This is a genomic window from Vibrio sp. MACH09 (assembly GCF_033238805.1).
Lineage (GTDB): Bacteria > Pseudomonadota > Gammaproteobacteria > Enterobacterales > Vibrionaceae > Vibrio.
Genome location: NZ_BSFZ01000001.1, coordinates 30,926 through 44,775, shown reverse-complemented (window position 1 = coordinate 44,775; position 13,850 = coordinate 30,926). Strand labels below are relative to the sequence as shown.

The 13,850-nt window shown below is 43.3% G+C and carries 6 protein-coding genes, 4 tRNA genes and 3 rRNA genes; 2 read left to right on the top strand and 11 right to left on the bottom strand.

Annotation, left to right across the window (positions count from 1 at the left end; translation table 11 throughout):
- Positions 1-124 precede the first annotated feature (124 nt).
- Entirely contained in the window at positions 125-913 is a 789-nt protein-coding gene (locus CHJ_RS00190; RefSeq protein WP_317916559.1) for a LuxR family transcriptional regulator, read from the top strand.
- On the opposite strand, the gene CHJ_RS00185 is transcribed toward CHJ_RS00190, so the two are convergent.
- Complete coding sequence (locus CHJ_RS00185; protein WP_171755054.1) at positions 900-1,484, bottom strand: acyl-homoserine-lactone synthase; 585 nt, start codon at positions 1,482-1,484, stop codon at positions 900-902. The two genes, CHJ_RS00190 and CHJ_RS00185, sit on opposite strands and share 14 nt — an antisense overlap.
- Positions 1,485-1,611: 127 nt before the next feature.
- Positions 1,612-2,382: a LuxR family transcriptional regulator gene (locus CHJ_RS00180; protein ID WP_171755055.1), complete on the bottom strand. Its 771-nt coding sequence runs from the start codon at positions 2,380-2,382 to the stop codon at positions 1,612-1,614.
- Between the two features lie 760 nt (positions 2,383-3,142).
- On the opposite strand from CHJ_RS00180, the gene arcC reads away from it, so the two are divergent.
- Positions 3,143-4,048, top strand: coding sequence for a carbamate kinase (gene arcC, locus CHJ_RS00175; RefSeq protein ID WP_171755056.1), 906 nt, complete (start codon positions 3,143-3,145; stop codon positions 4,046-4,048).
- Positions 4,049-4,457: 409 nt separating this feature from the next.
- Here the strand turns inward: arcC and CHJ_RS00170 are convergent, their stop codons facing one another.
- From CHJ_RS00170 to hemG, 9 genes are all read right to left on the bottom strand, one after another.
- Entirely contained in the window at positions 4,458-6,776 is a 2,319-nt protein-coding gene (locus tag CHJ_RS00170; RefSeq protein WP_317916558.1) for a methyl-accepting chemotaxis protein, read from the bottom strand.
- A 235-nt stretch (positions 6,777-7,011) separates the two neighbouring features.
- A tRNA-Ser gene (locus CHJ_RS00165) sits at positions 7,012-7,099 on the bottom strand.
- An 88-nt stretch (positions 7,100-7,187) separates the two neighbouring features.
- Positions 7,188-7,303 (bottom strand): 5S ribosomal RNA (gene rrf / locus CHJ_RS00160).
- 241 nt (positions 7,304-7,544) lie between these two features.
- Positions 7,545-10,435: ribosomal RNA gene (locus tag CHJ_RS00155) — 23S ribosomal RNA — on the bottom strand.
- 371 nt (positions 10,436-10,806) lie between these two features.
- Positions 10,807-10,882, bottom strand: a tRNA-Val gene (locus CHJ_RS00150).
- A 61-nt stretch (positions 10,883-10,943) separates the two neighbouring features.
- Positions 10,944-11,019: transfer RNA gene (locus CHJ_RS00145), tRNA-Lys, on the bottom strand.
- 2 nt (positions 11,020-11,021) lie between these two features.
- A tRNA-Glu gene (locus CHJ_RS00140) sits at positions 11,022-11,097 on the bottom strand.
- A gap of 96 nt (positions 11,098-11,193) precedes the next feature.
- Positions 11,194-12,745 (bottom strand): 16S ribosomal RNA (locus tag CHJ_RS00135).
- Together the 16S, 23S and 5S rRNA genes with 4 tRNA genes alongside form the textbook arrangement of a ribosomal RNA operon.
- A 572-nt stretch (positions 12,746-13,317) precedes the next feature.
- Complete coding sequence (gene hemG, locus CHJ_RS00130) at positions 13,318-13,845, bottom strand: menaquinone-dependent protoporphyrinogen IX dehydrogenase (RefSeq protein ID WP_171754483.1); 528 nt, start codon at positions 13,843-13,845, stop codon at positions 13,318-13,320.
- Positions 13,846-13,850 lie beyond the last annotated feature (5 nt).

Below are 13,850 nucleotides of genomic sequence, written 5' to 3'. Positions count from 1 at the left end.
TAGATAACAGAGGAGTATCGGGCAGCTATCGAGGAACTAGAGGTAATAGTTATGATTAAAGACTCATACTACTCATGAACGTTTTTGTTGACGTTTTTATCAGCATTTAATTTATGAGGTTAGTATGAATATAGAACGGATATACCAATTAATAGTGCAATGTAAATTGGCGGTGAATGACGCACCCAGCTTATCTTTGCTTAAGTCTCATCTAGATGAAGTTACTCAACAATTGGGATACCACTACTACTTGTTTGGTCTATCGACACCGAAAAACATGAATCACTCTGAAAACTGTATATTAAGCAATTACCCGATTGAGTGGCGAAAGAGATATGACGAGAATCACTACGTCAATATCGATCCCATCATCTTACATTGCATTAAAAACACCTCGCCGATTCGCTGGTCAAAGTTGCACTATTCACTGAACAATCAAGAACAGATCTCTTTGATGATTGAAGCCTCAGATTATGGACTAAAAAGTGGCTTTAGTGTCCCAATCCACGGTGCGCATGGCGAGAAAGGGGTTTTAAGTTTTGCATCGCAATCAAAATTAGAGTCTGACGAAATTATCCAACAGATGGCCGTTGCAACCCTTCTTGCGGTACATTTATATGACATGTTTAAGCAGAGCGTTCAGGTAAGCAAAGAAAAACCATCACCTCTGCTCTCTCACTTAAAATCGTATGATCTATCTGAAAAAGAGAAGTCTTGCCTCACTTGGGTCGCGGATGGGAAAAGCTCATGGGAGATCGCTCAGATACTCGCTTGCAGTGAAAGAACGGTCAATTTTCATTTACAAAATGCCCGAGAAAAGCTCAATACATTCACCAGAACACAAACTGTTTCTCAGGCACTATTAACCGGACAAATAACACCAAGATTTGATGATAACCCTAAGAGTTATTGACTATCCATTGGTCAAATTCATCATTCATCATAAAACGCAAGGCAACGCTTTTGGTATCACCTAGCTTATGGACTTTTTGATCCCCAAAGCGTTCAAAGGGAAGACCAATACGTTTTAAGATTCTTTCTACTGCTAATGACGTGACGGTTATATATTCTTTAACACGATGCGTGTGTGCATACTGCTGTACACCCTTAAACATTGATACCGTCACATCGCTTATTTTATGACTTGATGCGACTGAATCTTTATCGACAGCGAAACGACTTAACTCACAGATGTTTGGATCTGAAATAGTCGCAGCATCCCCCTGCATGGTATTAAATGTATCTTTTAGCATATAGGAAGAGGTAGTAGGAATAATTCGCCAGCAGCCCACCATTGCTTCTTCTTGACGAACATAAATATAGGACGCAGAAGGCGTATCGTACTCATCTTGCTCACGTCCTTTGTTTGAGCTCAACTCCCAGTTAAGTCGTCCAATAAACACCTTATGTCGTAGCGTTAATAGGTCATTAAAAGTATTCGGGTTTAGTTCGTTATAACGTCCATAATTGATATCGTAGTGCATAAATCACCTCCTGTTCGGAGATGAAAAACTATCAATAACCCTCGTAAATGTGACCTGTAAGAACTTACAGTTGACCTTAGAGTGAAACTATATCTCTTTGATATTTATCCACTTAAATAATCTATCGTTACTCTTTTAGCAATGTCGTATTACTCGACTTCAAGTTTGGTTTAATGTAGCCAAGTAGAATAGCTTTGCTAATTGCCTGATAACGATTCGCAGCTTCAAGCTTTTTAGTGGCATTATTCAGATGAAAGAAAATCGTTCTTTCGCTACAGTCCAATATTTGTGATATTTCCCATGTCGTTTTCCCTTCGGCTGCCCAAAGTAATGACTCTTTTTCTCGTTTGGTTAAGGCCACATCACTCTGCTGCTCTGTACCAATTAAATGGGAAACTTTTGAATAGGCAATTGGAGCAATTGCTTGTGCCCAAGTTTGAATAGATTGCTGTTCAGCAATAGAAAATTCACTTTCTAGTTTCTCCGAAGCAAAGCTCAATAATCCAGCTTCGCCGCGATTTCCATGAATAGGAACGGTATAACCACTTCTTAATCCCGACTCCTTAGCTTCTGAAAAAAACGTCTTCTCTGCTGCAGACAGTTTACCCATCTGTATAGCGCTCCACGATATCGCATCACTGCTTTGCAAACAGTGTTTCACTACAGGGTCGATATTAATCAAATCTTTACGATCGTACTTCTCCCGCCAAAGGTCAGGATAGTTATCAAGAATAAAAGGATCACTACGAGTAATAGAGAATGGAACAGACCAACCCAATAAAAAATAGTCGTAACCAAACAGCTTTGTAAGACGATCAAGAGTCTTCCCCACAGTATCCACGCAGGTTGATTGTGACAACTCAGCCACCAAAGCTGTGGTTTCGTCCAAGAAAAGCATAATGTCTACCTATAACCTGTCAGATCAGACAGGTAAATGTTTTTGGTTCTAGTGCTATTATTTTAGCATCCTATCAGTAAGTGGATATCAATTAGAAACGTTTGGGCTCTCAAATCTTTGAAAATCCCCAAATCCCTTATCTGAATTGACATGAATTCCCATAGGATGGCTAGGAAATACGCACCATATTATAAAAAAATAACCCAATTTGGTGTATCAAACAAAGAACCGACCTGTAAATTATAGGTCGGTTCTTTGCTTTTAACCTCTTCTAAATTGAGATGCTCTCTTGATAAAACTGGATATCGGTTTCTGAAAAACACCAAACATGATAACTGTGAGCAGACAGTACAATTTTCCTTCATATCTGTAACTGCATCGTAATTTTGATTCTCATCAACTCCCTTCGTCGTGAAATCGATTCTTATATAGAGAGAAAACATGCAAGTAAAAAGACATTTATGACCTAGTCCACAATAATTAGTGACTGCTCTACAATATATTACATTGTTAATAGCTAGTCTTATAATTTGCATCCTTATTCAGAATATTTGCCAGTGAATATATTCCTTATTGATATTTCACTATGGCAGAAGGAATAATATATCAAAATAGTCACCATTAAAGCATGATGATTATTTAAATAAATAGATAAAATAATTTAATTTGATCTTTAAAGTTGAATTTAAATCACATTAATCAAACGCCATTTATATTCTTATATGCGCGATTAGAAATAACAAATAAATAAGGAGTTACTATGGACAAGCCGATTTTAGTTGTTGCTGTAGGCGGTAATGCATTATTGCAACGTGGTGAAATTATGAGTTGTGACAATCAGAAAAAAAGTATTTCTGCTACGTCCGAAGCTCTCGCAAAGTTACATGAGAAATATCGTCTCGTTGTAGTACATGGTAATGGCCCACAAGTTGGTTTACTTGCTCTGCAAAACTTAGCCTACAAAGATTGTCCTCCCTACCCATTTGACGTCCTAGGTTCAGAAACACAGGGAATGATTGGTTATTTAATGCAGCAGAACCTTAAGAATGTTCTACCTAAAAAGAACATCACTACTGTATTAACACAAGTGGCTGTGGATGAGAATGATCCTGCCATTGCTGATCCTAGTAAGTTTATCGGCCCGGTATATAGCAAAGAAGACGCGATGGCTCTTGCTGAAGAAAACAATTGGGTAATTAAACCCGACGGTGATATGTGGCGTCGAGTAGTACCGTCACCAGCTCCTAAGACCATTATTGAAGCGGAAGCAATTAAGTGTCTACTCGCACAAGACCATATCGTTATTTGTGGCGGCGGCGGCGGCGCACCTGTGATCCAAAATGGCGAACACCTAACGGGTTTTGAAGCGGTGATAGATAAAGATATGACAGCATCTCTAATCGCACAAGAAATTGGCGCTTCAGATCTACTTATCTTAACCGATGGTTCTCATGCTTGTGTAGACTGGGGTCTACCAACTGAAAGAAAACTCGAAGCGGTGACAATTGAAGAGATTAGTCAGTACTCATTTGCAGCGGGATCCATGAAGCCAAAAGTAGAAGCATGTTGTCACTTTGCTCAAACGGGTGGTACAGGACATATTGGAGATTTATATCAAGCTGTTGACGTGATGGATAAAGCAACAGGTACTCATATTAGTAAATAATTAGTTTTTAGTTAGTCAATTACTTATAGAATAAAACCAGTAATAATATGAATGGTTATTTATATTTAAACAACCACCAAAACAGACTAACTAAAAAATATGCCATTTATACTACAGGAATAATAATATTTCTTGGATATTATTTGAATAACTATCTCAATGAAAAGTAAAGGCTCTACTTTAGACAAGTAGAGCCTTTGTTTTTTTATTACAATCAATATAAAAATAAAAAATCACATATGGAGAATTGTTATTTAAATAATATTTATCATTCACCACATTTACTTAAGTCACCTCAAGAAACTTATTCAGAGAAAGTTTATTGGCTCCTGATCAAGCACTGACTTGAAAACATAACCACTCTACGGTCAAAATCAGCAGCATGGAGCAAAAGCCAATAAAAATTTAGCTATACCTTAAACTGAGCGACCAGTTCCTGTAACCTTGCGGACAGTCGGGCCAACTCTTCAGAAGACACGGCACTTTCTTCCGAACTAGCTGCAGTTTGAACTGCGATTTCGCTAATATTAACCACACTTTTGTTCATCTGTTCTGCCGTTGCACTCTGCTGTTCAGCAGCACTTGCTATCTGCAAATTGTAATCACTGATGGTTAGCGAAGATTTCTCTATCTCTTGTAGAGAATTCGCCGCTTCATTGGCTAAATCAACACCTTGTTCGGCATGTTTCCGGCTTAGCTCCATTGCATCTACTGCCTCTACAGTTCCTAATCTCAATTTTTCAACCGTCTCTTCTATTTCATGAATGGACTCTTGGGTTCGCTGAGCTAACGTTCTCACTTCATCAGCAACAACCGCAAAACCACGCCCTTGCTCTCCAGCTCTAGCGGCTTCAATTGCCGCGTTAAGTGCTAACAAGTTAGTTTGCTCAGAAATATTCTTAATTACATCGGTAATAGAGTCGATACTTTCACTCGCTTTTGCTAACTCCTCAACCACTAAAGCCGCTTTCTGAATATTTCCAGAAAGCGTCTCTATCGCTCCCGATGTTTTCTGCACAACTGCTTTCCCCTTTTGTGCCTGTTCAGTAGACAGATTTGCCGCACTAGCAGCTTCTGTAGTACTGCTAGCCACCTCTTGGACAGTAATGGTCATCTCATGCATAGCGGTCGCAATCTGTTCTGTCTCGACCTTCTGAGTCTCTACACCGCGAACATTCTCATTCGCTGCAATAGTAAGTTGCTCAGATGCTGTCGCAACCATATGAGTTGAACTGGAGACCTCTCCTAACAAATCAGCAAATTTATCTAACATGCTATTAAATGAGGCCGCCATGTCACCAAGTTCATCCTTAGTGGTGATATCACTTCGGAAAGTTAAATCATTCTCGCTCTCTACCTGACTCATTAATTGGCTAAAACCAACAACCGGAGTAGTGATTGCTCGAGAAACCCAGATACCAATCGCGACCGCTACGATTGAAATTACCGCCACCGTCACCACAGACTCAAGAATAATTTTATCTTTGAGTTCAATGGCACCAGAGAAAGCCTCTTCTGCATCAATCTCACTCATTAATACCCAATTTAACCCTGGTATGTTTATTGGTGTATATGCAGAAAGAACGGACACCATTCGATAGTCATCAAAAATAGCAAAACCCGACTCACCATTAATCGCACGCGTTGTTCCTTCTGTCCGTATCTCTTGTAGCCCTATATTACTTTCCTTTGTTTCTATCTCTTGTAGCACTTGGGCATCAACCGCCAAATCACTGAGTAAAGAGAGAAAAGCGCTAGGATCTTCCAGCAAGAATCGACTCAAACTCCGAGCTTTATAATCGCTCCCCACTAGATACGTTTCACCCGACAGACCCAATCCATTTTGTTGCCACTTTCCTGCACTGGTCATAATGCTATTTATGCCACCAATAGGCATTTGGAATATGAGTACACCAATAATCTCACCATTGCTGTCAGCAATAGGCGAAGCGATGAATGAAGCTTGGGCTTGATAGGAAGGTAAGTAAGGTTGAAAATCGACAATAACGGTTGAGTTAGCTGAACCAGTACGAATCGCTTTACGATATACATCCGCTAACCCGGAGTTAGCATAAGGCCCATTTTGTAAAGATGTTGCGTAATCTAACTCTTTGAAAACGGAATAAACAATATCACCGTTGTTTGCATCGACTAGAAATATATCGTAATAATCAAATTTCTCTAAATACTCGGTAAATCTCGGATGATAGACTTTGTGGGCCTGATTGTACGCATTATCCCCTTCAGCCGCATCTAGCAAGTGCTTAGATCCCATCGCATTTCGATTGTTTTTAATGTAATTCCATTGCCAGTAAACACCTTGATCATCCAATTTGCTTAAGAGTTCAGATGTATTAACAGAGTCACCACTGTTTAATTTTTGATACTCGGTTGCAAATTGATTTTGGTAATAGAGAGCTAGCTCTTGCTGATATTGCTTCACATCTAACTGAATAGGCTCATTAAATGCTTGGCTAAAAGCTTTCATAGCATCAACGGTCATTGTGCTATTAGACAGGGTTTCAATTTGGCTCTGTATCGTTAGAAAATAGTCTTCGATTTGGGTTTTTCTAGCATCCCGAATAGAAATTAACTGTTTTTGAGCAGCATCCTTTAACGCCATGCTAGAGACATCAGATGAAAGAGAGCCAAGAAGAACAGAAGCAATAACAACAGGAATAACACCGACACCAACCATCCAAAGCGTGATTTTTTGTCTAATTTTCATAATAACGACTCCAACAAAGCATAAATGAAGACCTAAGTTGGTCTCCTGTTAGCTAGCCAGATACGTTAAATTATTATTATTATCAATAGTAAAGTGTAGTCGATATTTATCATCCGACAGAATTAATTCTAGAGAACAGTCTGTGATTAAAATGGCAGAGTCGTGAAGTGAAGCTAGAACTAGAAGATCAATAAATAGCAGGCAAAAAAAACCGCTAAAAGCGGTTTCTTTAATATGGCGGAGAGATAGAGATTCGAACTCTAGGACGGTCGCCCGTCGCCTGATTTCAAGTCAGGTGCTTTCGGCCACTCAGCCATCTCTCCATAATTTTTACTAAATAAAGACTGACAATCTATCTGCTTTATTCAGTTTTGCTTCAGATTTGTTCAAAATCTGAAAACAAGTAAATAAGCCTGGCGATGTCCTACTCTCACATGGGGAAACCCCACACTACCATCGGCGCTATTGCGTTTCACTTCTGAGTTCGGCATGGAATCAGGTGGGTCCACAATGCTATGGTCGCCAAGCAAAATTGGTGTAATAAAACCGCTGGCTAAAACGCTCGCTCTCTACGTTAGACTGCTTATTCGCTCAGTCACTTACCAACGTAAGCTCCTTCTCTCATCTCACAATCTGCCTTGATAGCAAACCTTTTACCTGCGCTCGTATCGAGCTAAGGCTTTATCACTTTAACTTGGAAAACTAACTTTAAAAGTTCTTACACATTCAATGTTCTATTTGAGTCCTTCAAAACCCCTTGGGTGTTGTATGGTTAAGCCTCACGGGCAATTAGTACAGGTTAGCTCAACGCCTCACAACGCTTACACACCCTGCCTATCAACGTCGTAGTCTACGACAACCCTTTAGGATACTTAAAGTATCAGGGAGAACTCATCTCAAGGCTCGCTTCGCGCTTAGATGCTTTCAGCGCTTATCGATTCCGAACTTAGCTACCGGGCAATGCCATTGGCATGACAACCCGAACACCAGAGGTTCGTCCACTCCGGTCCTCTCGTACTAGGAGCAGCCCCTTTCAATTCTCCAACGCCCACGGCAGATAGGGACCGAACTGTCTCACGACGTTCTAAACCCAGCTCGCGTACCACTTTAAATGGCGAACAGCCATACCCTTGGGACCGACTTCAGCCCCAGGATGTGATGAGCCGACATCGAGGTGCCAAACACCGCCGTCGATATGAACTCTTGGGCGGTATCAGCCTGTTATCCCCGGAGTACCTTTTATCCGTTGAGCGATGGCCCTTCCATTCAGAACCACCGGATCACTATGACCTGCTTTCGCACCTGCTCGAATTGTCATTCTCGCAGTCAAGCGGGCTTATGCCATTGCACTAACCACACGATGTCCAACCGTGTTTAGCCCACCTTCGTGCTCCTCCGTTACTCTTTGGGAGGAGACCGCCCCAGTCAAACTACCCACCAGGCACTGTCCTCATCCCCGATCAGGGGACTAAGTTAGAACATCAACACTACAAGGGTGGTATTTCAAGGTTGACTCCACTCCATCTAGCGACGAAGTTTCAAAGTCTCCCACCTATCCTACACATGTAGGGTCAATGTTCAGTGCCAAGCTGTAGTAAAGGTTCACGGGGTCTTTCCGTCTAGCCGCGGGTACACTGCATCTTCACAGCGATTTCAATTTCACTGAGTCTCGGGTGGAGACAGCGTGGCCATCATTACGCCATTCGTGCAGGTCGGAACTTACCCGACAAGGAATTTCGCTACCTTAGGACCGTTATAGTTACGGCCGCCGTTTACCGGGGCTTCGATCAAGAGCTTCGACCTAAGTCTAACCCCATCAATTAACCTTCCGGCACCGGGCAGGCGTCACACCGTATACGTCATCTTGCGATTTTGCACAGTGCTGTGTTTTTAATAAACAGTTGCAGCCACCTGGTATCTGCGACTTCCGATAGCTCCATCCGCGAGGGACTTCACCGTCAGAAGCGTACCTTCTCCCGAAGTTACGGTACCATTTTGCCTAGTTCCTTCACCCGAGTTCTCTCAAGCGCCTTGGTATTCTCTACCCGACCACCTGTGTCGGTTTGGGGTACGATTTCTTACAATCTGAAGCTTAGAGGCTTTTCCTGGAAGCATGGCATCAATGACTTCACGCCCTTGGGCGCTCGACATCGGGTCTCAGCCTTAGTGATTTCCCGGATTTACCTAAGAAATCAGCCTACACCCTTGAACCTGGACAACCGTCGCCAGGCCCACCTAGCCTTCTCCGTCCCCCCATCGCAATTGTAAGAAGTACGGGAATATTAACCCGTTTCCCATCGACTACGCCTTTCGGCCTCGCCTTAGGGGTCGACTTACCCTGCCCCGATTAACGTTGGACAGGAACCCTTGGTCTTCCGGCGTGGGGGTTTTTCACCCCCATTATCGTTACTCATGTCAGCATTCGCACTTCTGATACCTCCAGCAAACCTTACAGTTCACCTTCAACGGCTTACAGAACGCTCCCCTACCCAATACTCAAAAGAGCATTGCCGCAGCTTCGGTGTATAGCTTAGCCCCGTTACATCTTCCGCGCAGGCCGACTCGACCAGTGAGCTATTACGCTTTCTTTAAATGATGGCTGCTTCTAAGCCAACATCCTGGCTGTCTGAGCCTTCCCACATCGTTTCCCACTTAGCTATACTTTGGGACCTTAGCTGGCGGTCTGGGTTGTTTCCCTCTCCACGACGGACGTTAGCACCCGCCGTGTGTCTCCCGGATAGTACTTACTGGTATTCGGAGTTTGCAAAGGGTTGGTAAGTCGGGATGACCCCCTAGCCTTAACAGTGCTCTACCCCCAGTAGTATTCGTCCGAGGCGCTACCTAAATAGCTTTCGGGGAGAACCAGCTATCTCCAGGTTTGATTGGCCTTTCACCCCTAGCCACAAGTCATCCGCTAATTTTTCAACATTAGTCGGTTCGGTCCTCCAGTTGATGTTACTCAACCTTCAACCTGCCCATGGCTAGATCACCTGGTTTCGGGTCTATACCTAGCAACTCGACGCCCAGTTAAGACTCGGTTTCCCTACGGCTCCCCTAATCGGTTAACCTTGCTACTAAATATAAGTCGCTGACCCATTATACAAAAGGTACGCAGTCACACCACGAAGGTGCTCCTACTGCTTGTACGTACACGGTTTCAGGTTCTATTTCACTCCCCTCACAGGGGTTCTTTTCGCCTTTCCCTCACGGTACTGGTTCACTATCGGTCAGTCAGTAGTATTTAGCCTTGGAGGATGGTCCCCCCATATTCAGACAGGATATCACGTGTCCCGCCCTACTCGATTTCACTGATTGTACGTTGTCGGTTACGGGGCTATCACCCTTTATTGCGAGACTTTCCAGACTCTTCACCTGACGCACTAAAAGCTTAAGGGCTAATCCAATTTCGCTCGCCGCTACTTTCGGAATCTCGGTTGATTTCTACTCCTCCGGGTACTTAGATGTTTCAGTTCCCCGGGTTTGCCCTGTTAACCTATGTATTCAGTTAACAGTAACTGCTTATGCAGTTGGGTTTCCCCATTCGGAAATCGTAGACTCAAGTGGCTTTTACTGCCTAATCTACGCTTATCGCAAGTTAATACGTCCTTCATCGCCTCTGACTGCCAAGGCATCCACCGTGTACGCTTAGTCACTTAACCATACAACCCCAAAGGGTCTTATGAGCAACCAAGGTTTCTATCGTTGTCTCATTATTTGAATGAGCGAGACAACATTTCGATTTTGCCGGACTCAAATATAAACAGCATTACTATGTAATGTTGTTTCCAAGAACACTTGAATGTGTGTTGGTACCTAAATCTCTTATGTTTCAAAGAAAATTAGGATTTGAGAACTTTTAAATTAGATAACAATCAATCAAATTGTTATCTGTCAGCTTTCCAAATTGTTAAAGAGCGATGTTTTTTCTACTTAAAGAAATCACATTTTCTAAAGACTTTCGACGACAAAAATCCGAACCAAGATAAACAAACTTATTTGGTTTGGATAATATCCAAAAATATTTAGAGAATGGTGGGCGATACCGGGCTCGAACCAGTGACCCCCTCCTTGTAAGGGAGGTGCTCTCCCAACTGAGCTAATCGCCCACGAATGTTTATCTCTACCTTAAGTAGACATAAAACGTTTTAATTCCTTCGTAGGAAAGAATGGTGGGTCGTGCAGGATTCGAACCTGCGACCAATTGATTAAAAGTCAACTGCTCTACCAGCTGAGCTAACGACCCAATGGTATCCCGTAGGGGAGTCGAACCCCTGTTACCGCCGTGAAAGGGCGGTGTCCTAGGCCTCTAGACGAACGGGACATAGGTGTGAAAGTGTTGGGCACTTTCAAAACATCTCTTTACTTTTCTAAACCATATCAATCTGTGTGGACACTCATAAACGAGCAATCTTCGTATTAAGGAGGTGATCCAGCCCCAGGTTCCCCTAGGGCTACCTTGTTACGACTTCACCCCAGTCATGAACCACAAAGTGGTAAGCGTCCCCCCGAAGGTTAAACTACCTACTTCTTTTGCAGCCCACTCCCATGGTGTGACGGGCGGTGTGTACAAGGCCCGGGAACGTATTCACCGTAGCATTCTGATCTACGATTACTAGCGATTCCGACTTCATGGAGTCGAGTTGCAGACTCCAATCCGGACTACGACGCACTTTTTGGGATTCGCTCACTCTCGCAAGTTGGCTGCCCTCTGTATGCGCCATTGTAGCACGTGTGTAGCCCTACTCGTAAGGGCCATGATGACTTGACGTCGTCCCCACCTTCCTCCGGTTTATCACCGGCAGTCTCCCTGAAGTTCCCACCCGAAGTGCTGGCAATCAAGGATAAGGGTTGCGCTCGTTGCGGGACTTAACCCAACATTTCACAACACGAGCTGACGACAGCCATGCAGCACCTGTCTCAGAGCTCCCGAAGGCACACCTGCGTCTCCGCTGGCTTCTCTGGATGTCAAGAGTAGGTAAGGTTCTTCGCGTTGCATCGAATTAAACCACATGCTCCACCGCTTGTGCGGGCCCCCGTCAATTCATTTGAGTTTTAATCTTGCGACCGTACTCCCCAGGCGGTCTACTTAACGCGTTAGCTCCGAAAGCCACGGCTCAAGGCCACAACCTCCAAGTAGACATCGTTTACGGCGTGGACTACCAGGGTATCTAATCCTGTTTGCTCCCCACGCTTTCGCATCTGAGTGTCAGTATCTGTCCAGGGGGCCGCCTTCGCCACTGGTATTCCTTCAGATCTCTACGCATTTCACCGCTACACCTGAAATTCTACCCCCCTCTACAGTACTCTAGTTTGCCAGTTTCAAATGACCTTCCCAGGTTGAGCCTGGGGCTTTCACATCTGACTTAACAAACCACCTGCATGCGCTTTACGCCCAGTAATTCCGATTAACGCTCGCACCCTCCGTATTACCGCGGCTGCTGGCACGGAGTTAGCCGGTGCTTCTTCTGTCGCTAACGTCAAATAATTGCGCTATTAACGCAACTACCTTCCTCACGACTGAAAGTGCTTTACAACCCGAAGGCCTTCTTCACACACGCGGCATGGCTGCATCAGGCTTGCGCCCATTGTGCAATATTCCCCACTGCTGCCTCCCGTAGGAGTCTGGACCGTGTCTCAGTTCCAGTGTGGCTGATCATCCTCTCAGACCAGCTAGAGATCGTCGCCTTGGTGAGCCATTACCTCACCAACTAGCTAATCTCACTTAGGCTTATCCAATCGCAGAAGGCCCGAAGGTCCCCTCTTTTCCCCCGTAGGGCGTATGCGGTATTAGCTATCGTTTCCAATAGTTATCCCCCTCGACTGGGCAAATTCCTAAGCATTACTCACCCGTCCGCCGCTCGACGTCCAATAAATCATCCGAAGAATCTTTATTGCCGTTTCCGCTCGACTTGCATGTGTTAGGCCTGCCGCCAGCGTTCAATCTGAGCCATGATCAAACTCTTCAATTTAAAGTTTTGATTTTGTTTCTCTATAAAGAGAAACGGGACTCAACGAATACTGACTTCAAAACTGCTCTTACTCGAAAGTAAGAAGTAATTTTAAAGCTATTATCATTCCAACAGAATGATAATGAATTGACTGTGCTCGATACCGAAGTATCAAATTGGTCACTCAGTTCATTGAAACCGTTGTTGATTTCGTGCCCGAAAGCAGAGAATCATCTTCGATTGTCATCAACGAGTGCCCACACAGATTGATAGGTTTAAATTGTTAAAGAGCGTTGCTTCTTGGTTTCCGTTAAGGTCTTCCCTGAAGCGAGGCGGCCATTCTAGCGATTTAATGTGAAGTGTCAAACACTTTTTTACTTTTTTATTCTCGCTTAAAAAGCGGAATAAAAAGTCACATTGCTAGGCTGCTGCCTGACTGATTTTGCCAGTTAACCCTTGTGGGCTCTGCCGTGTCAGTGAGGGCGCATTATAGAGATCGAAATCACATTGGCAACCCTTTTTTGGCTCTTTTTTGAATTTATTTTCCATTCGAACAAAAATACACCGAAAAGCCCCAAAACAACCAATTTTGTTTACATTTTCTTAATAGATTCAGCAAATATAGAAACCTTTTTCCAATTTGTGTATTCAACTTCTTTCGTTGTGTCGGTTTCCCCTCCCGTCATTCTCATAATCAGTTGAATCATGAAACGGTCAAAGAAACGATATTGTGGATATCGCAACGCTCCAGCAAAAACAGCAAGTAGATCGGGTTTCCAAGCAGACTTCTTCAAAAAGGTTTGCATATAGACACTTCCTTCAGGAGTATCTTTTCCTTGGTCCTCTTTTCTCGCCGTTAAGTTCACTAAGAAAAAGGCCACATTCGCGGCTTTCAATGCATCCAGATTTGTGTTTATAAATTGATAGAACTTCTTATTAAGGTGGCCATATCGTATAGATGCACCAATCACCACCTTGTCATAATGAGTAAAGTCCACATTATTCAGCAGATGGAGATCAACGAGTTCACATTCAAACTCATTCATCTCTGCTTCTATATGTTTAAATATTTTGACGGTTTGACCATCTTTAGTGGAATATAAAAAAAGTGCTTTTTTCACAATAT

Excerpts from the sequence above, each read along its gene's own strand:
- arcC (WP_171755056.1), top strand. The coding sequence starts at position 3,143 with ATGGACAAGCCGATTTTAGTTGTTGCTGTAGGCGGTAATGCATTATTG.
- CHJ_RS00185 (WP_171755054.1), bottom strand. The coding sequence starts at position 1,484 with ATGCACTACGATATCAATTATGGACGTTATAACGAACTAAACCCGAAT.
- CHJ_RS00190 (WP_317916559.1), top strand. The coding sequence starts at position 125 with ATGAATATAGAACGGATATACCAATTAATAGTGCAATGTAAATTGGCG.
- CHJ_RS00170 (WP_317916558.1), bottom strand. The coding sequence starts at position 6,776 with ATGAAAATTAGACAAAAAATCACGCTTTGGATGGTTGGTGTCGGTGTT.
- CHJ_RS00180 (WP_171755055.1), bottom strand. The coding sequence starts at position 2,382 with ATGCTTTTCTTGGACGAAACCACAGCTTTGGTGGCTGAGTTGTCACAA.